17 protein-coding genes are annotated in these 19,199 nt (G+C 66.3%); 7 read left to right on the top strand and 10 right to left on the bottom strand.

What is annotated here, in order from left to right; genetic code table 11:
- Positions 1-98: 98 nt before the first annotated feature.
- The 4 genes from bcp to FOA17_RS13530 all read left to right on the top strand — a co-directional run bounded on the left by bcp (position 99) and on the right by FOA17_RS13530 (position 3,414).
- Complete coding sequence (gene bcp, locus FOA17_RS13545; RefSeq protein ID WP_149142043.1) at positions 99-581, top strand: thioredoxin-dependent thiol peroxidase; 483 nt, start codon at positions 99-101, stop codon at positions 579-581.
- Entirely contained in the window at positions 578-1,411 is an 834-nt protein-coding gene (locus FOA17_RS13540; RefSeq protein WP_149142042.1) for a ferritin-like domain-containing protein, read from the top strand. The genes bcp and FOA17_RS13540 overlap by 4 nt, the downstream gene beginning before the upstream one ends.
- Positions 1,412-1,613: 202 nt before the next feature.
- The gene (locus FOA17_RS13535; RefSeq protein ID WP_149142041.1) at positions 1,614-2,948 is read left to right on the top strand and encodes a M23 family metallopeptidase; all 1,335 of its coding nucleotides are present in this window, start codon (positions 1,614-1,616) and stop codon (positions 2,946-2,948) included.
- On the top strand, positions 2,938-3,414 hold the full coding sequence (locus tag FOA17_RS13530; RefSeq protein WP_149142040.1) for a bactofilin family protein: 477 nt from the start codon (positions 2,938-2,940) through the stop codon (positions 3,412-3,414). Before FOA17_RS13535 ends, FOA17_RS13530 begins: the two co-directional genes overlap by 11 nt.
- A gap of 59 nt (positions 3,415-3,473) precedes the next feature.
- Here FOA17_RS13530 and FOA17_RS13525 read toward each other — a convergent pair whose 3' ends face one another.
- From FOA17_RS13525 to FOA17_RS13505, 5 genes are all read right to left on the bottom strand, one after another.
- The gene (locus FOA17_RS13525) at positions 3,474-4,247 is read right to left on the bottom strand and encodes a DUF2189 domain-containing protein (RefSeq protein WP_238991820.1); all 774 of its coding nucleotides are present in this window, start codon (positions 4,245-4,247) and stop codon (positions 3,474-3,476) included.
- A gap of 144 nt (positions 4,248-4,391) precedes the next feature.
- Positions 4,392-5,519, bottom strand: a complete 1,128-nt coding sequence (gene prfB / locus FOA17_RS13520) for a peptide chain release factor 2 (RefSeq protein ID WP_149142038.1) — start codon at positions 5,517-5,519, stop codon at positions 4,392-4,394.
- Positions 5,520-5,611: 92 nt separating this feature from the next.
- Entirely contained in the window at positions 5,612-8,158 is a 2,547-nt protein-coding gene (locus tag FOA17_RS13515; protein ID WP_149142037.1) for a penicillin-binding protein 1A, read from the bottom strand.
- 205 nt (positions 8,159-8,363) lie between these two features.
- Complete coding sequence (locus tag FOA17_RS13510; RefSeq protein WP_420841714.1) at positions 8,364-9,599, bottom strand: N-acetylmuramoyl-L-alanine amidase; 1,236 nt, start codon at positions 9,597-9,599, stop codon at positions 8,364-8,366.
- Positions 9,596-10,744, bottom strand: a complete 1,149-nt coding sequence (locus FOA17_RS13505; protein WP_149142035.1) for a pyridoxal phosphate-dependent aminotransferase — start codon at positions 10,742-10,744, stop codon at positions 9,596-9,598. The genes FOA17_RS13510 and FOA17_RS13505 overlap by 4 nt, the downstream gene beginning before the upstream one ends.
- A gap of 104 nt (positions 10,745-10,848) precedes the next feature.
- Here FOA17_RS13505 and FOA17_RS13500 point away from each other — a divergent pair, with 104 nt between their 5' ends.
- A complete protein-coding gene (locus FOA17_RS13500) occupies positions 10,849-11,601 on the top strand; it encodes a DsbA family protein (protein ID WP_149142034.1) in 753 nt (250 codons plus the stop codon).
- A 65-nt stretch (positions 11,602-11,666) separates the two neighbouring features.
- On the opposite strand, the gene FOA17_RS13495 is transcribed toward FOA17_RS13500, so the two are convergent.
- From FOA17_RS13495 to FOA17_RS13475, 5 genes are all read right to left on the bottom strand, one after another.
- The gene (locus tag FOA17_RS13495; RefSeq protein WP_149142033.1) at positions 11,667-12,341 is read right to left on the bottom strand and encodes a DUF1236 domain-containing protein; all 675 of its coding nucleotides are present in this window, start codon (positions 12,339-12,341) and stop codon (positions 11,667-11,669) included.
- Positions 12,342-12,431: 90 nt separating this feature from the next.
- Positions 12,432-13,550, bottom strand: coding sequence for a flavodoxin-dependent (E)-4-hydroxy-3-methylbut-2-enyl-diphosphate synthase (gene ispG / locus FOA17_RS13490; RefSeq protein WP_149142032.1), 1,119 nt, complete (start codon positions 13,548-13,550; stop codon positions 12,432-12,434).
- Between the two features lie 94 nt (positions 13,551-13,644).
- On the bottom strand, positions 13,645-14,895 hold the full coding sequence (locus tag FOA17_RS13485) for a helix-turn-helix domain-containing protein (protein ID WP_149142031.1): 1,251 nt from the start codon (positions 14,893-14,895) through the stop codon (positions 13,645-13,647).
- Positions 14,896-15,020: 125 nt separating this feature from the next.
- On the bottom strand, positions 15,021-16,250 hold the full coding sequence (hemA, locus tag FOA17_RS13480) for a 5-aminolevulinate synthase (protein WP_149142030.1): 1,230 nt from the start codon (positions 16,248-16,250) through the stop codon (positions 15,021-15,023).
- A gap of 161 nt (positions 16,251-16,411) precedes the next feature.
- On the bottom strand, positions 16,412-16,969 hold the full coding sequence (locus tag FOA17_RS13475; protein ID WP_149142029.1) for a DUF4189 domain-containing protein: 558 nt from the start codon (positions 16,967-16,969) through the stop codon (positions 16,412-16,414).
- A 131-nt stretch (positions 16,970-17,100) separates the two neighbouring features.
- Here FOA17_RS13475 and FOA17_RS13470 point away from each other — a divergent pair, with 131 nt between their 5' ends.
- Together FOA17_RS13470 and FOA17_RS13465 are read left to right on the top strand one after the other, a co-directional pair.
- Positions 17,101-18,483: a M20/M25/M40 family metallo-hydrolase gene (locus FOA17_RS13470; RefSeq protein ID WP_149142028.1), complete on the top strand. Its 1,383-nt coding sequence runs from the start codon at positions 17,101-17,103 to the stop codon at positions 18,481-18,483.
- Entirely contained in the window at positions 18,480-18,926 is a 447-nt protein-coding gene (locus FOA17_RS13465; protein WP_149142027.1) for a GNAT family N-acetyltransferase, read from the top strand. The genes FOA17_RS13470 and FOA17_RS13465 overlap by 4 nt, the downstream gene beginning before the upstream one ends.
- Positions 18,927-19,199 lie beyond the last annotated feature (273 nt).

The following is a 19,199-nucleotide window of genomic DNA, read 5'->3' as shown; positions in this document are numbered from 1 at the left end:
GCCCTTGCGGGCAAACTGATGACCGGGCTTGCCTTTAACCGCGCCGGAAGGCAACTAAAACCCCCGGCATTTTCCCGGAAACCGGCAAGGAGCCGCCCATGACCCCGCCCGCCCCCAGACAACTCGACCCCGGACAGCCCGCCCCTGACTTTACCCTGCCCCGCGATGGTGGCGGCACGGTCACGCTGTCAGACCTGCGCGGGCGCAAGGTGGTGCTGTTCTTCTACCCCAAGGACAATACCCCCGCCTGCACTCAGGAGGCCACAGGCTTCAGCGCCGCCCTGCCGGAATTCGAGGCCGCCGGCGCCGTCGTGCTGGGCCTGTCGAAGGACAGCGTGAAGAAACACGCGAATTTCGTGGCAAAGCACGGGCTGACCATGGCGCTTCTGTCCGACGAACACGGCCAGACCTGCGAGGATTACGGGGTCTGGGTCGAGAAAAGCATGTATGGCAAGACCTTTCTCGGGATCGAACGCAGCACCTTCCTGATCGACGCCGGGGGCCGCATCGCGCGGGTCTGGCGCAAGGTCAAGGTGGAGGGCCATGTCGCCGAGGTGCTGGCGGCGGTGCAATCCGCATGAAGACGCTGACGCAAATGGCGGTGGAGGTGCTGACCACCGCCGATGGGCGCGCCAAATGTGCGCTGTCGCAGGCCCATGCCGCCGCCTGGTTCGCCGCGCGCGCCGCCGGCACGCCGATCCCCGTGGGCACTGCCGCGCCGCCGGCGCACCCGGCCCGGCCGGCACAGCCCGAACTTCTCGATCCGCGCGACGTGCCGCGCCGGCGCCCCGGCAGCCCTCAGGGCCGCATCGCGCTGCTCCATGCGGTCGCGCATATCGAACTGAACGCGGTCGATCTGCATTGGGACATCATCGCCCGCTTCGGCCATGTGCCGATGCCGCCGGGTTTCTATGACGACTGGGTGAAATCGGCCGCCGAGGAATCGCGCCATTTCAACCTGATCTGCGACTGCCTGGAGGCCATGGGCAGCCATTACGGCGCCCTCGCCGCCCATGCCGGCATGTGGCGCGCGGCGTCCGATACCGCCGAAGACCTGTTCGGTCGCCTTGCCGTGGTGCCCATGGTGCTGGAGGCGCGCGGGCTGGACGTGACCCCTGGTATGATCGAGATCTTCCGCAAGGCCGGCGAGACGCAGGCCATCGCCGCGCTTGAGGTGATCTATGCCGAGGAGGTGGGCCATGTCGCCTATGGCTCCAAATGGTTCAACTGGCTTTGCGGCCGTGACGGGCTGGACCCGAAGGATGTGTTCCACGATCTTGTGCGCCGCTATTTCCATGGCGCGTTGAAGCCGCCCTTCAACGAGGAAAAGCGCGCCGAAGCGGGCCTGCCGCCCGATTTCTACTGGCCTCTGGCAGACGAGACCCCGCCGCGCGGCGCCCCAAAGACCTGATCGTCGGCAACAACTTGCCGAAATCCGTTTGCCTTTGGCAATTTTCGCCCGCAGCGCGCCCAAAAATGTTGCGGGCGGCCCCTAGGGGCCGGTAATCACTTGCCCTGAGAAGGCAGCCACAGAGCCGCCGCCCCGGCGCCACGGCACGGGAAGCAGAAACGGCGCGCCACCGCGCCCGAACCAGAGTTGGGGAAACCGCCTCGTGCTGACACGACTTGCCTATCGGATCAACGCCGCCCTCGAAGCCCGTTTGCCCGAACAGCGGTTGTTTCTCAAATCCGACGAAGGCACCCGTTTCATCCGGCTGCGTCCGCTGACCCAGGCGGTGCTGCTCAGCACTGGCGGGTTGCTCACGGCCTGGACCATCATCGCCACCTCGATCATCCTGATGGACAGCATCGCCGCCGGGTCGGATGCCGATCAGGCGGTGATGCAGCAACAACTGTTCGAACAACGCCTGACCGCCCTGTCAAATGACCGCGACCTGCGGGCCGAAGAGGCATCGCGCGCGCAGGAACGCTTCAACCTCGCCCTGACCGAGGTGAGCGACATGCAGGGCCGGCTGCTGGCCTCGGAGGATCGCCGCAAGGAGCTGGAGACCGGCATCGACGTGATCCAGAACACGCTGCGCCGCACCATCCTGGAACGCGACGAGGCCCGCGCCGCGCTCGACCGCACCACGACGGCACTGACCGCGCAGGGCGGCGCCACCGAACTCGGCCGCGCGCGCGATGCGCTGGCCACGGTGTCGATCATGGCCGGCACGCTGGGCCAGACCGCGCGCGAACGCGACGAGATGGTCAAGATGGCCGGTGCCGCCCGCGACGAGGCCGATGCGATCCAGCGGTCGAAGGAAGAACTTGAGCTGCGCAACGACGCGATCTTTGCCCGGCTGGAAGAGGCGATCACCGTCTCGATGGAGCCGCTTGACCGCATGTTCAGCGCCGCCGGCATGTCGCCGGACAATCTGCTCGATCAGGTGCGCCGCGGCTATTCCGGTCAGGGCGGTCCGTTGATGCCCATCGTCTCCACCAAGGGCAGCACGCTGACCCAGGACGAACGCCGCGCCAATGTGATCCTGCAAGGGCTGGACCGGATGAACCTTTACCGGCTCGCTTCGGTCAAGGCGCCCTTCGCCAACCCGATCCCCTCGGGCAATTACCGCTTCACCTCGGGCTTTGGCTATCGCAACGATCCCAAGGGTGCGGGCACCCGAATGCATGCCGGGCTCGACTTCGCCGGCAGCTACGGCACGCCGCTTTATGCCACCGCCGACGGCGTCGTGGTCAAGGCCGGCTGGGGCAATGGCTATGGCCGCATGGTGCAGATCCGCCATGACTTCGGCCTGGAGACGTTGTATGGTCACATGTCTCAAATCCGCGTTTCCGTCGGCCAAAGGGTATCGCGCGGCGACCGGATCGGTGATATGGGCAATTCAGGCCGGTCCACCGGCACCCACCTTCACTACGAGGTTCATGTCGGAGGCCGCCCGGTCAACCCGATGACCTTCATCAAGGCAGCAAGCGATGTTTTCTAAATCCAGAATCAACGAACCCGGTCCGAAACAGGTCGAGGCTGACAAGCCCAAGGCCCCGGAGCTGCCCGCCACCAAACCCGCGATGGATTTCGGGACGGCGGTGAAGGCCAAGCCCAATGCCTCGGTCCTGTCCTCGGATCTGACCGTGGTCGGCAATCTGAAAACCACCGGCGACATCCAGGTCGAAGGCACGGTCGAGGGCGATATCCGCGCCCATCTGCTGACCGTGGGCGAAACCGCCACCATCCGGGGCGAGATCGTGGCCGACGATATCGTGGTCAATGGCCGCGTCATCGGCCGCGTGCGCGGGTTGAAGGTGCGCCTCACCTCCACCGCGCGGGTCGAGGGGGACATCATCCACAAGACCATCGCCATCGAATCGGGCGCCCATTTCGAAGGCTCGGTGCAGCGTCAGGACGACCCGCTGAATGGCGTGAAGGCGATTGCCGGGCCGAAAGCCGACTAACGCCATTACGGCGTGAGAATACACAGGCGCCCCCGCGGGGCGCCTTTTGCGTTGCGCGCTCAGGCCAGCGCGCGGCGATACAGATGCCAGCTGGCATGGCCAAACAGCGGCAGCACGACGAACAGGCCCAGAAAGCCGGGCAACATGCCCAGAAACAGCCCGACCGCGATCAGTGCGCCCCAGGCCAGCATCACCACCGGATTGGCCTGCACCAGCCCCAGGCTGGTCAGCATGGCGGTCACGAAATCCACCTCGCGATCCAGCAGCAAGGGCAGGCTGACCACCGTCAGCCCGAACAGCAGCGTCGCGATCACCGCACCGATCGCCGTGCCGATCGCCAGCATCAGCATCCCGCTCGGCGTCGCGAAGACCTCCAGCGACGAGGTGATGTTGGTGAGCGAGACCGTGCCCAGGAACAGCGCAAAGATCATGTGGGCCAGAAAGTTCCAGAACAGGAAAAAGATCACGATCACCGCCGCCATCGAGGGGATCTGCCGGTCCTTCTGGCGAAAGATCACCCCGGCGATACCGCCCCAGTCCAGCGGCTCGCCCGCCTCCAGCCGGCGCGAGATTTCGTAGAAACCGCAGGCGATGAACGGCCCCAGAATGGGAAAGCCCGCACTGGCCGGCAGGGTCCACCACAGCTGGCCCTTGGTGGTCAGCGCCCAGAAGACCAGCCAGCCGCCCAGCACATAGACCAGCGAAAAGCCGAAACCGTAAAGCGGCGCGCGCAGAAAATCACGCCAGCCCGCCGCCAGCGCGGCCCGCAGGTCGCCGAAACTGACCGTGTTGATTTCGGGCACATGCCCCCCGGCGGTCTCTGTCTGCGACATCATGTCCTCCCCTGTTGCGGGCAGGTTAGCCATGGCGGTCGCACGGCGCAAAGAGGTTTCTGCATTGCATGTCATGCGGCGCAGGTCGGGCACCGGCCCGCTGCGGGATGCGCGGAAAGTACCCGCGCCGGTCCGTTGAACGGATCAGTCTTCGGCGGTCGCCTCGGCGCGGCTCTTGCCGGCCACATCCATCGCCAGCGTCGCCTGCATGAAGCGATCCAGATCGCCATCCAGCACGCCCTGCGTATCCGAGGTTTCGACCCCGGTGCGCAGATCCTTCACCATCTGATAGGGTTGCAGCACATAGGAACGGATCTGGTTGCCCCAGCCGGCATCGCCCTTGGCCTCATGCGCGGCGTTGATCGCGGCGTTGCGCTTGTCCAGCTCCATCTGATAAAGCCGCGATTTCAGCGCCTTCATGGCAATGTCGCGGTTCTGGTGCTGCGATTTTTCCGAACTGGTCACCACGATATTGGTGGCCAGGTGGGTGATCCGCACGGCCGAGTCGGTGGTGTTGACGTGCTGCCCGCCCGCGCCCGAGGACCGATAGGTGTCGATGCGGATCTCGTGCGGCAGAACCTCGATCTCGATATTGTCATCGACCACCGGATAGACCCAGACCGACGAAAACGACGTATGCCGCCGCGCCGCGCTGTCATAGGGCGAAATCCGCACCAGCCGATGCACGCCCGATTCCGATTTCAGCCAGCCATAGGCGTTCGGCCCGCTGATCTTGTAGGCGACCGACTTGATCCCGGCCTCCTCCCCCTCGGAGATCGACTGCAATTCGACCTTGTAGCCCTTCTTTTCGGCCCAGCGAGTATACATCCGCGCCAGCATGCTGGCCCAGTCGCAGCTTTCGGTGCCGCCGGCACCCGCGTTGATTTCCAGGAAGGTGTCATTGCCGTCGGCCTCGCCATCCAGCAGCGCCTCCAGCTCTTTCTCCCGCGCGGTGGCGACCAGCGCCTTGATCCCGGCCTCGGCCTCGGCGACGATCTCGGCATCGCCCTCCATCTCGCCGAGCTCGATCAGCTCCAGATTGTCGCGCAAGCCGCTCTCGATCAGACGGAAGGTGCCAAGCGCATCCATCAGCATCTGCCGCTCCCGCATCAGCTTTTGCGCCTTGGCGGGGTCGTTCCACAGGTTCGGATCCTCGATCATGGCGTTGAACTCCTCCAGCCGGTGCGGAGCAGTCTCGTAATCCATGCGCTGCGCCAAAAGCGCCAGCGATTTGCGGATGGCCTCGGCCTGGGTCTGGGTTTCGGCGCGCATATCGGTTCTTCCGTCGATCTTGGGGCTCTAGCGCGGCTTCATACAAGCAGCCGCGACGCGGGGCAAGCCATCGGCCCGCCGGCGCCGGGCGGTCAGTAAAGACCGCCCGAGGACAGCGTGCCGAAATCGGCCTTCTTCTTGGGGATGATCCGGGTCTGCCCGGTCGAGGTGGTGATCTGCGCCGCCCCGCCATCGGTTTCGCCCACGGCGAACAAGGGCAGGTTCTCGCCCATGGCAAAGCCGCCATCGACGAAGATGCCGCCGCCCGAAGGATCGTCGCCCTCGCGGAAATATTCCGAAATCACATTGTCACCCTGTGCGCTGTCGGGCAGGCGCGCGCCGCTGAAACGGTCGATCTTGACGAAATAGCCACCCGGCGGCACCGCGAATTTCGCGCCCCCATATTTCTTGATCGCCGTGCGCATGAAGCTCTCGAACACCGGCCCGCACAGCCCGCCGCCCGAGGCCTTGCCGCCCAGGGTGCGCGGGTTGTCATAGCCGATATAGCAGCCCGCCGCGATGTTGGAGGTAAAGCCGATGAACCACACATCCTTGGCGTCATTGGTCGTGCCGGTCTTGCCCGCCACCGGCACCGGCAGGTTGATCCCGCGCGCCGTGCCGCGCTGCACCACCCCCTGCATCATCGAGGTGATCTGATAGGCGGTGATCGGGTCGATCACCCGTTCGCGCGTCGAGGTGATCTTGGGCGCCTCGCCCGCCCGCAGGATCGGCGCCGCGCAATCGGCGCATTGGCGCGGATCATGCTTGTAGACGGTCTTGCCATAACGATCCTGCACCCGGTCCACCAGGGTAGGCTCCACCCGCTCGCCACCATTGGCCAGCATCGCATAGGCGGTCACCATCTTGAGCAGCGTGGTTTCCTGCGCGCCAAGCGCGTTGGACAGGAACGGGTTCATCCGATCATAGATGCCAAAGCGTTCGGCATAGCCCGCCACGGTCTCCATGCCGATTTCCTGCGCCACGCGGATGGTCATCAGGTTCCGGCTCTGCTCGATCCCGGTGCGCAGCGGCGTCGGGCCATAGAACTTGTTCGAGGCGTTCTTGGGCCGCCACAGGCCCTGCGGCGTGTTCACCTCGATCGGCGCATCGACCACGATCGTATTGGGGGCAAAGCCGCTGTCCAGCGCCGCCGCATAGACCAGCGGCTTGAAGCTCGAACCCGGCTGGCGCATCGCCTGGCTGGCGCGGTTCAGTTCCGAGGCCTGATAGGAATAGCCGCCCTGCATCGCCAGCACGCGGCCCGAATTCACATCCATCGCCATGAAGGCGCCCTGCACCTCGGGCACCTGACGCAGCGTCCAGCGCAGGAAACTGCCATCCTCATCCTTGGTCATGGCGCGCACCAGCACCACGTCGCCCGGCTCCAGCAGGTCGGCGGCCACACGGGCCTTCTTGCCCAGCTTGCCATCGGCCAGCCGCTTGCGCGCCCATTGCACGTCCTCGGCCGGGATGAAATGGCCGTCCGCGTCTTCGTCCACCCCCTCGATGCCGATCCGCGCCGCACTGTCGCCCAGGCTCAGCACCACCGCCGGATGCCAGCCCTCGATGTCGCGCGGCACCTCGGTCTTGGCCAGCGCCTCGCGCCAGGCCGCCTCGGATCCAAGCGCGCCCACCTCGATCCGCTTGCCGGTGCCCCGCCACACGCCCTGCCCGCGGTCATATTTCTCCAGCCCCTGCCGCAGCGCCTTGGCGGCGGCGGCCTGAAGATCGGGGTCCACCGTCGCGCGAATGGCGAAACCGGCCGAGAAAAACTCCTTCTGGCCGAAATTCCCCGAAAGCTGGCGCCGGATCTCGTCGGTGAAATAGTTGCGCGGCGGCAGCGTGGTGCGGAAAGCCGGATAATCGCCGTTCTGCACCGATTTCAGCGGCTGCGCGATTTCCGACTGATAGGTCGCATCGCTGATATAGCCATTGTCGCGCATCTCGCGCAGCACGGCATTGCGACGGGTCATCACCTTGTCATGGTCGCGCACCGGATGCGACCGCGCCGGCTCGCGCGGCATCGAGGCCAGCGTCGCCGCCTCGTTCGGCGTCAGTTCCGACAGCGACTTGTTGAAATAGGTCAGCGCCGCCGCCGCCACGCCATAGCTGTTCTGCCCCAGATAGATCTCGTTCAGATAGAGTTCCAGAATCCGGTCCTTGGGCAGCGCATCGACCAGCCGGGTCGAAAGGATCAGTTCCTTGATCTTGCGCTCGGCCGTGCGGTCGCCCGAAAGCAGGAAATTCTTCGCCACCTGCTGCGGAATGGTCGAGGCGCCGCGCAGCCGCGATCCGGTCAGCGCATCCTTGGCGGCCGAGGCCATGCCCAGCACGTCAAAACCCTTGTGGGTATAGAAATTCTTGTCTTCCGCGCTGATGAAGGATTGCTTCACCACATCGGGAATATCCTCGATCGACACGAAAAGCCGCCGCTCCTCGGCGAATTCGTCGATCATCCGCCCCTCGCCGTCATAGATGCGGCTGATGATCGGCGGCTTGTACTGGTTCAGGCTCTCATAGCTGGGCAGATCGCGCGAATACATCCAGAACACCGCCCCGATGGACAGCGCCCCGAACAACAGCCCGAGCGTCAGAAAGGTGAAGATGGCCCCGATAAAGGACCCGATGAACCGCGTCACGCCCGCACTCCCGCCGCTACCCTGCGCCTGAATGCCCCCATATAGGCGCAAAGGGCATCAAGGTCAAAACACAAGGCCGGGGGAAAATGGCCCTTTTGGGCACCTTCCCGCCTGCCCCTTTCATCTGTTCTAAAATATCCTGCGGGGAGGTCCGGAGGGGTGCAAAACCCCTCCGGCGCCCGTCCTCCCGCGCCGCAGGCGGGGCCTATTGCACCCCTGCCCGCGCGGCCTCATCCTTGGCCCAGGCCCGCAGCCCCAGCCGCACCGCGCCCGCCATTGCCGCCCGCCAGGCCGGATCCTGCAACCGCTTCAGATCGCGCTCCGACGACAGAAAGCCCAGTTCCAGCAGCGCCGAGGGGATATCGGGCGATTTCAGCACCGAAAACCCCGCCTCCTGATGCGGGTGGCGATGCATGCGCAGATCCGCCCCCCGGATCGCCTGCACCAGCGCCTCGGCCAGCCGCTCGACCCGCGGCGCGGTCTCGGTGCGGGCCATGTCCATCAGCACCCGCGCCACCATGTCATCCTGTTCGGTCAGATCGACGCCCGCCAGCAGGTCGGCCCGGTCATGCCGCTCGGCCAGCGTGCGCCCCGCCTCGTCCGAGGCGGCATCCGACAGCGTATAGACCGTGGCACCCACGGCCTCGCCCTCGGCAATCGCATCGGCATGCAGCGACAGGAACACATCCGCCCCCGCCGCCCGGCTGACCGAGATACGGGTTTCCAGCGGCACGAAGGCATCCTCGTCGCGGGTCAGCACCACGACCGTATCGCCGTCGCGCATCATCAGATCCTTCAACTCGCGCGCAAAGGCCAGCACCAGATCGGCCTCCTTGACCCCGTCACGCTCCGCCCCCGGGTCGATGCCGCCATGGCCGGGATCCAGCACCACGACCAGCGTGCCGTCATGGCGCGGCTCGGCCTTGGGCAGGTCGGCGGGGCGCGGCAGCGCCCAGTCGGGCGATTCCGGCGCGGCGGCACGCGCGGCGAAATCCTCGGCAGAGGTCGGCGCCAGATCGACGGTCACCTGGGTCCGCCCCTCGGTCGCCATGCCCGCCGAGGCGATCTTCATCGGCCCCGGCAACAGCGCCACCAGCCGCGACCAGCCCGGCCGCAGCGTGCCCGCGCGCAGGCCCTGCGGCCCGGTCTGCGGCACCTTGTCGAGACCCTGCCAATCCACCTCGCGGAAATCCATGACCAGACGGGGCGGATCGTCCATCAGCCGCGCCCGCCACGGCACCGGCTGGCTGAGCCCCAGCGACAGCGTGATCCCGCCGGCATCGCCCTCGATCCGGCTCGCCTCGGGCAACAGCCGCGCCAGCGCCGTTAGATCCTGCGCCACCGCCGGCAGCACCATCGCCCAGATCGCCAGCAGCAGCGCCAGCAGCCCTTGCCCCGCGCGCATCGCGCCCGCCCTTTCCGTTCCGCGCGCGCCCCTCATCCCCGGCGCCGCGCCATGTAATCCTGCAACCGCCGCAGCCCCTCGGCGATGTCGGCCGTCGCCCGCGCATAGGAAAACCGCAGGGTCTGCACCCCGCGCCGCGGATCGAAATCAAGCCCCGGCGTCACCGCCACACCCGCATGTTCCAGAAGCTCGGCCGCGAAAGCCAGTGAATTGTCGGTGAGGCCCGACACATCGGCATAGATGTAAAAGGCTCCGTCCGGCGGCGCGATCCGGTCGAACCCCGCGCGCGGTAGCCCCTCCAGCATCAGGCGGCGGTTTTCGGCATAGACGGCGCGGTTGGCCTCCAGCTCGTCGATGCAATCGAGCGCGGCCAGCGCGGCGATCTGGCTTGCATGGGGCGGGCAGATGAACATGTTCTGCGCCAGCCGTTCGACCACGCGGACATGATCCTCGGGCACCACCATCCAGCCGATACGCCAGCCCGTCATGCTGAAATATTTTGAGAAACTGTTGATCACATAGACATCGTCGCTGATTTCCAGCGCGCTGACCGCGCGGTCGCCGTAATGCAGCCCGTGATAGATCTCGTCCGAGACGAACTTGATGCCGCGTTCGGCGCAATGGCCGATCAGCGCCGCCAGCGCCTCGTGGCCCAGCATGGTGCCCGAGGGGTTGCCGGGGCTGGCCACGATCAGCCCTTGCAGATCCTGCCCCGCCAGATCGGCCGGCACGGGTTGCAGCCGGTTTTGCGGCGCCGCCGGCAGGCCCACGGCCTCAAGGCTGAGCGCCTTGAGGATCTGGCGATAGCTGGGATAGCCCGGCTCGCCCAGCCCCACGCGGTCGCCCGCGTCGAAGAGCGCGGTGAAGGCCAGCAGGAAAGCCGCCGATGACCCCGCCGTGACCACCACCCGTTCCGGGTTCAGATCGACGCCATACCAGCGGCGATAAAGCGCGGCGATCCCCGCCCGCAGTTCCGGCAGGCCAAGCGCCACCGTATAGCCCAGCGGCCCGGCCTGCATCTGCGCCGCCAGTGCCGTCAACGCGCCCTGCGGCGCGGGTGTGCCCGGCTGGCCCACCTCCATATGAATGATGCTGCGCCCGGCCGATTCCAGCGCGCGCGCCTGCTCCATCACGTCCATCACGATGAAGGGATCAACCAGAGACCGACTTGAAACCTGCATGTAAGCCCCCTTAAAGTCGCGCCGACACTGGCCCGGCGGGCTGCGCGCGTCAAGGCGGCCCGGGGCTGTCTGGCCGCCCGCCCGCCGTCTGATGGGAGAACCCGATGATCCGCCCCGTTTTCGCCGCCGCGACCGTCGCGCTCGGCCTTGCCCTGCCTGCGGTGGCAGGCGACCTGACCGCGATGTCCGAGGCCGAACGCGCCGCCTTTCGGGCCGAAGTGAAGGCCTATCTGCTGGAAAATCCCGAAGTGCTGCTGGAGGCGCTGAACGTGCTGGAACAGCGCCAGCAACAGGCGGCGGCCGAAACCGACCTGCAACTGGTCGCCGCGAACAAGGAGGCGCTGTTCTCCCATCCCGACGATTGGGTCGGGGGCAATCCGCAGGGCGACATCACCGTGGTCGAATTCCTCGATTACCGCTGCGGCTATTGCCGCAAGGCCTGGCAAGAGGTCGAGGATCTGGTCAGCCAGGACGGCAATATCCGCTTTGTCGTCAAGGAGTTCCCGATTCTCGGCGAACAATCGGTGATCTCGTCGAAATTCGCCATCGCGACGCGGATGGTGGCCGGGGACGAGGCCTATAAAAAGGCGCATGACGCGCTGATCACGCTGCGCGGTGACGCGACCGCCGAAAGCCTGTCGGCGCTTGCGACCGAACTCGGGCTCGATGCCGCGGCGATCACCGCCAAGATGGACAGCCCCGAAGTCGCCGCCGTGATCGACGCCAACCACGCGCTTGGCACCACGATGCAGATCAACGGCACGCCCAGCTTTGTGGTGCAGGACACCATGCTCCGCGGCTATGTCCCGCTGGAGGGCATGAAACAGATCGTCGCCGAACAGCGCAAGGACGGCTGAACCACCGCGCCCCATGCAAAAAGGCCGCGCTGTCGCGCGGCCTTTTCATATTCAACATCAACACCTTAGCGGATGATCTTCACGATGGTCCGGTCGGTATTCGACACAATGACCGGCTGACCGTTCAGATAGAGATACGAGAACTCGCTCTCCGGCACCGGGGCCAGGGTCACCTCGGCCGGGATGCCGGCACCGACCACGATCTCGCCGTCCAGCAGCATCGGCTCCACCGGGTTCTGTTCGACATAGGTCACCACCTCGGTCGTGGGCTCTGCCACGGCGGCGCCGGTCGCATTGCCCAGAATGAGGCCGATCATCGCACCGGGCGGGCCGCCCAGCATGGCGCCAGCCGTCGCCCCCGCCGCCGCCCCGGCCGCCGCCGACGCCGCCTGGTCCGAGGCATCGGTATAGGTCACAGTCTTGACCTCCACATCGGCGGGGCGCTGCGACAGCACCACGACGCCGGCATCAGCGGCCGGCACGCCCGCAACGGTCAGGTAATCCGACGCAGCCCAGCCCGTCTTGCCGTCATAATTGACCTGGCACCAGTTGGACTCGGCCAGACAGCCATCGATCATCACCGGCTGCGCCGCCGGGATGACCCCCAGCACCTCGTAATTGCCGCCGGGGCCAGAGCGCAGGTTCAGATCGGTGCCCGCGGTGAAAGCGACTTCGGCCGAAGCCGCCGAGGCCATGAAAAGACCGGCCGCCGAAGCGGCAAAAAGCATGTGCTTGCGCATGGATTTTCCTTTTCGTTGGGCGGCGCGGCAACCCGTCCGGGGCACGGCGCCTGTTGCAGCATCAACCCGCCGCCCGCGAAAAGGTTCCGGTCATTCTGCCGCCTTGGCCGCCTCGATCTGCGCGGCGCGGTCTTCGACCAGCCCGACGATATGGTCGATCATCTGGTCATTGGTCATCTTGTGGCTTTGCTTGCCCGCCAGATAGACCATGCCCGCCCCCGCCCCGCCGCCGGTAAAGCCGATATCGGTCATCAGCGCCTCGCCCGGCCCGTTCACCACGCAACCGATGATCGACAGGCTGAGGCTGGTGGTCACATGGGCCAGACGGTCCTCCAGTGCCGAGACGGTCTTGATCACGTCGAACCCCTGCCGCGCGCAGGAGGGGCACGAGATGATGGTGACGCCGCGATGGCGCAGGCCCAGCGATTTGAGGATCTCGAACCCGACCTTCACCTCCTCCACCGGATCGGCCGAGAGGCTGACCCGGATCGTGTCGCCGATGCCCGACCACAGCAGGTTCCCCAGCCCGATGGCGGATTTCACCGTGCCCGACATCAGGCCGCCGGCCTCGGTGATGCCCAGATGGATCGGGGCGTCGGTCACCTCGGCCAGTTGCTGATAGGCGGCGGCGGCCAGAAAGACATCTGACGCCTTCACGCTGATCTTGAATTCGTGAAAATCGTTGTCCTGCAACAACTTGATATGATCGAGCCCGCTTTCCACCATCGCCTCGGGGCAGGGTTCGGCATATTTGTCCAGCAGGTGCTTTTCCAGCGACCCGGCATTCACCCCGATACGGATGGAACAGCCATGGTCCTTGGCCGCGCGCACCACCTCGGCCACGCGCTTGGCGTCACCGATATTGCCGGGGTTGATGCGCAGGCAGGCGGCTCCGGCCTCGGCGGCCTCGATCGCGCGTTTATAGTGGAAATGGATGTCGGCCACGATCGGCACCGGGCTTTCGGCCACGATCTCGCGCAGCGCGCGGGTGCTGTCTTCGTCGGGCGTCGAGATCCGCACGATATCGGCACCGGCCACCGCGCAGCGCTGCACCTGTTCCAGCGTCGCCTTCACATCCGAGGTGATGGTGTTCGTCATGGTCTGCACCGAGATCGGCGCATCACCCCCCACCAGCACCTTGCCCACGCGGATCTGGCGCGATTTGCGCCGTTCGATATTGCGCCAGGGACGGATGGGATTGTGCGACATGATCGGGGCCTTTCGCCAGCTTCGCCGCGATAGATAAAAGCGAAACGGCCCCGGGGCAATGCCGCCGGGGCCGTTTCGCATCACTTCGCAGGGATCATTGCAGCGGCTGATCCGGCTGCGGCACGACCTCGGCCACATTGACGATGCGCGCCAGATCGGCGTCATCATCCAGCTTGGCCACCGCATATTTCTGCGTCAGGGCGTCTTCGGTCAGCGCGATGTTCTTGACCACCTGCGGCCCGGGCGCGGCGGGGCCATAGGCCTGGCCGTTCACCAGAAAATAGACCGAACCGGAATTGCCCGACCGCAGCGTCGCCGCCTGTTCCAGCGCGGGCACGGTATAGCGTTCGCCGGCATCGAGGATTTTCTCGAACAGGACCGAGCCGTCGGCCGCCGAAACCCGAACCCAGGACGGGCGCACGGCCAGAACCTCGACCCCCGGCTTGGCCTCGGCCACGACGCGCACCTGATCGTCCAGCGGCGCGGCCATGCCGTCCGCCTCGGCCACGGTCGCCGGGGCGGCCTGCGTCGCGCCACCCTGCCCGGCATAGGTGCCGGTCTGGCGCGGGTCGATGGCGGCAATCGGGCCATCGCGCGACACGAAGACCGGAACGTCCAGCGCTTCGGGGCGGCGCAGCCGATTGATCAGTTCCGGGCTGCCCGGTTGCGGCGCGGGGTCATTGGCGGCAAGCTGCTGCGCCTCCGGCTCCACCCGCTCCACCGGGGCGATGGGTTGCACATTGGCCAGCGGATCGACCTCGGCCACCACCACGGGCGCCTCGTCCACCGGGGCCAGTTGCACGCGCTGCACCTCGCGCAGGACCGACCAGCCGCCATAGCCAAGCGCGCCGATCAGCGCGGTCAGCACCAGCAGCGACCCGACGGCGCCCGGTTCCACCCGGCTGAGCCAGCCTTCGCTGCGCGGCACGAACAGCGCATTCGGATTGGCCAGCGGATCGCGGAATTCGGCGCCGCTATTGGCGCGCGCGCGGGCGGCGGCGATATTGGCGGGGGCGGCGGCGGCAGACATGCCATGCGCCACCTCGAAATTCGCCTCTGCACAGAACCGCTTGAAGGCGGCATCCGGGTCCATGCCCAGATAGCGGGCATAGGACCGCACATAGCCGGCCACGAAGCTCTGACTTTCAAAGGCTGCCAGATCGCAATTCTCGATCGCGGCGATATAGGTCGCCTTGATCTTCAGCTCGCGCTGCACATCGAGGAGAGACTTGCCAAGGGTGGCCCTCTCGCCGCGCATCACGTCGCCGAGACGCAGCTCGAAATCATCGAAGCCCTTGGGTTTGTCAGTCTCGCCCGTCGAAGGGGTGCTCCTCCGCCAGATCATCCGCCCTGTCCCGTCCTGCCTAGTCTTTGGCTGTTTACCCGAGTCGCCTTGCGTGACGACTCAACTTTGGTCTCATTGCGCTAAGCGTAGCATAGGGCAAGCGGCATTTACACCAACTGCGGGATTCAGGCCGACAGTTCGGCACGATTCAGCGCACATTGCCCCCAGAGCGTATCCATGGCGCGCACCAGGGCATCAATCTGCTTCGGATCATGCACGGGCGACGGGGTAAAGCGCAGGCGCTCCGTGCCACGCGGCACGGTGGGGAAGTTGATCGGCTGCACATAGACGCCGAAATGTTCCAGCAGCATGTCCGACAGCATCTTGCAATGCACCGGATTGCCGACATGCACCGGCACGATATGCGACCCGTGGTCGATGATCGGCAGCCCCATCCCGCGCAGCCGCAGCTTGAGCGTGCGGGCATGGGATTGTTGCAGGTCGCGCAGTTTCTGCCCCTCGGCCGTCTTGAGGAACGCGATGGAGGCCGCGGCCCCCGCCGCCACGACCGGCGGCAACGAGGTGGTGAAGATGAAGCCCGGCGCGTAGGAGCGGATCGCGTCGACCATCTTGGCGCTGGCCGCCACATAGCCGCCGAACACGCCAAAGGCCTTGCCCAGCGTCGCGTTGATGATGTCCACCCGGGCCATCTGGCCGTCACGTTCCGCCACACCGGCACCGCGCGGGCCATACATGCCCACGGCATGCACCTCATCCAGATAGGTCAGCGCGCCGACTTCCTCGGCCAGATCGCAGATCTCGCGGATCGGGCCGAAATCGCCATCCATCGAATAGATCGATTCGAAGGCGATCAGCTTGGGCGCCGCCGGATCGTCGGCCGCGATCAGCTCGCGCAGATGCGCGACATCATTGTGCCGGAAGATGCGCTTGGCCCCGCCATTGCGGCGCACCCCTTCGATCATCGAGGCATGGTTGAGCGCGTCGGAATAGATGATCAGGCCCGGAAACAGCTTGGGCAGCGTCGAAAGCGTGGCGTCATTGGCAACATAGGCGCTGGAAAACACCAGCGCGGCCTCTTTGCCGTGCAGATCGGCGATCTCGGCCTCCAGCCGCTTGTGATAGACGGTGGTGCCGGAAATGTTGCGCGTGCCGCCCGAACCGGCGCCGGTCGCATCCAGGGCCTCGTGCATCGCGGCCAGAACGGCGGGGTGCTGGCCCATGCCCAGATAATCGTTGCCGCACCAGACGGTGATATCCTTTTCCGACCCGTCGGGCTTGCGCCAGACCGCATGGGGGAACTGGCCGCGCTTGCGCTCGATGTCGATGAAGGTGCGATAGCGCCCCTCGTCATGCAGCCGCTGGATCGCGGTATCGAGTGCCTTGTCGTAGTCCATCTTCCGTCTCCCTTGCTGGCGGGCCGCAAGCCTTGCGGCGCCGGGCTGGGTTAGCTGTTAAGGCCGGGCTGGCCCCCGCGCCTTGATATTGGTCAAATCCTGTATCGCAAACAGGGCATTTTGCCACCCCGGACTTTGGTCCGTGCCGGCAGAAATCCGCGTCAGTCCTGTACGACCACGCGGCAATCGCCGGGCTTCGCGCCCGCCTCGCAGGCCGCGACCGCCGCGCCCGCATCGGCACCCAGACCGAAATGCCCGGTCGTGGCCGAAATCGCCAATGCGCCGGGGGCCTTGTAATCGCCGCGCAGCGCCCTTGTCGCGTCTTGCGACAATTGCAGGGCGCGCGGCTCCCATCCGTCAGGGCGGATCAGGCCGATCACCAGACAGGCCGCCTTGCCCTTGCGCGCGGCCTCGCAGCCCTTCAGCGCCGCGGCCTCCGCCGCCTCGGTGCCGTGATAATTCACCGCGGCGACCGTGGCATCGACCATCAGCCCCTCATCGGGGGAAATCGCGATGGCACCGTAATAGGGCTGATCCTTGCCCACCATCGACAACGCCGACAGATTGGCCTCGGACAGCCCGCCCTTGGCCACGATCTCCAGCCGCGACCCTTCGGGCTTGAACATCAGCCGCTGCGCCGCCTTGCCGCGCAGCACCTCTTGCGCCGAGGCCGGCAGCGCCGCAGCCAGCACCAAAAGAACGAGCGTTGCGCGGATCATCGGCGCCCCCCTTGCATCATCCCCGGCCTTCTAGCCGGTTTCGCCGCCAATGCGAAGACCCGCACCGCACTGGACACCGGGGCGCGGGCTGCTAGGCTCGCCCCCGACAGATATCGCCGGAGAAATGCCCCATGTCCCTTGACGCCGTGCTGGCCCGCATCGACCAGGATCAACCCGCCGCACTGGACCGGCTTTTCGATCTGCTGCGCATCCCCTCGATCTCCACCGATCCGGCCTTCAAGCCCGATTGCGCCCGCGCCGCCGACTGGCTGGTCGCCGATCTGGAGGGGCTGGGCTTCACCGCCCGCGCCCATGAAACGCCCGGGCATCCGATGGTGGTGGCGCAGGGCGGCCCCGTAGCTGGCGCGGGCGGGCCGCATCTGCTGTTTTACGGCCATTACGACGTGCAGCCCGTGGATCCGCTGGATCTGTGGGACCGCGATCCCTTTGACCCGCAGGTGCAGGACGGCCCGCGCGGCCCGGTGATCCGCGCACGCGGCGCCTCGGACGACAAGGGCCAGCTCATGACCTTTCTGGAGGCGCTGCGGGCCTGGAAGGCGGTGCATGGCACCCTGCCCTGCCGCCTGACCATCCTGCTCGAGGGCGAGGAGGAATCGGGTTCGCCCTCGCTCATCCCGTTTCTTCAGGCCCATGCGGCCGAGCTGAAGGCCGATGTGGCGCTGATCTGCGACACGGGCCTGTTTCAGGATACGGCGCCCGCCATCGTCACCATGCTGCGCGGCCTGCTGGGCGAGGAAATCGTGATCCGCGCCGCGAACAAGGATCTGCATTCGGGCATGTTCGGCGGGCTGGCGCGCAACCCGATCCATGTCCTGTCGAAAATCCTCGCCGGTCTGCATGACGAAACCGGCCGCGTGCAGGTGCCGGGCTTTTATGACGGCGTGACCGAACTGCCAGACGCGATCCGCGCGCAGTGGCAGAACCTTGCCTTCGACCATGCGAAATTCCTGGGCGATGTGGGCCTCTCGATCCCGGCCGGCGAACAGGATCGCACGCCGCTGGAAATGATCTGGTCGCGCCCCACGGCCGAGGTGAACGGCATTTCCGGCGGCTATGCCGGCGACGGGTTCAAGACCGTCCTGCCGGGCGAGGCCCGCGCCAAGGTCAGCTTCCGCCTCGTCGGCCAGCAAGACCCCGAGGCCCTGCGCATCGCGTTCCGCGACTGGGTGCGCGCGCAGGTGCCCGCCGATTGCAGCGTGAGCTTTGCCGAACATGGCGCCTCGCCCGCCGGGGTGATGCAGATTACCCACCCGGCCTTCGAGGCCGCCCGCGCCGCCCTGGCCGCCGAATGGGGGCGCCCCGCCGCCTATGTCGGCTGCGGCGGGTCGATCCCGATCGCGGGCTATTTCAAGACCCATCTCGGCATGGATGCGATGCTGCTGGGCTTTGGCCGCGACGATGACCAGATCCACAGCCCGAACGAAAAATACGATGTCGAATGTTTCCACAAGGGCATCCGCAGCTGGGCCCGCCTGCTGGCCCAACTGACATGAGCCTGACGATCCGCGACGCAGAGCCGGGGGATGAGGCCGACTGGCGCGGCCTCTGGGCCGATTATCTGGCCTTTTACGAGGTGGATTTGGCGCCCGAGGTGACGGCCCGCACCTGGGCGCGGCTGATGGATCCCGCAAGCCCGCTGACCGGCCGGCTGGCCTTTGACGGCACGCGGATGCTGGGCTTCGCGCTGCATCACGCGCATTGCTCGACCTGGGTCGCGGGCGAGGATTGCTATCTGGAAGATCTGTTCGTCAGCGAGGCCGCCCGGGGCATGGGCGTGGGCCGCGCCCTGATCGACGATCTGCGCGCGCTGGCCACCGCAAGGGGCTGGCACCGGCTCTATTGGCACACCGACGAAGACAACAGCCGCGCCCGCGCGCTTTATGACAGCTACACCCCCTATGACGGCCATGTGCGCTACCGCCTGAAACTGCGCTGACACCCCCTTGACGCCCCCACGCCCCAGGGCGACGTTACCCCCAGGGGTTGCATGGGTCCGGGATGAGCGACGCAGCAAAGACAGCCTATGACGAGGCCCTGCGCCGGATCGAAGCGGCGCAGGAGACGCAGGCGGATAGGCTCGATCTGAACCGCGCCGGGTTTGCCGGAGGCTGATTGATCTTAGTTACGCGGCCATGGCTTCAGTTTCCAGAGCTGCGTAGAAATTGTCCTCTGCTTCTGCGGGCGGGATGTTCCCGATTGGCTCAAGCAG

Origin of the sequence: Gemmobacter caeruleus, assembly GCF_008271655.1 — a bacterium.
Taxonomy (GTDB): domain Bacteria; phylum Pseudomonadota; class Alphaproteobacteria; order Rhodobacterales; family Rhodobacteraceae; genus Gemmobacter; species Gemmobacter caeruleus.
Note: the sequence above shows the minus strand (reverse complement) of the source record. Positions and strands in the feature narration are given on the sequence as shown.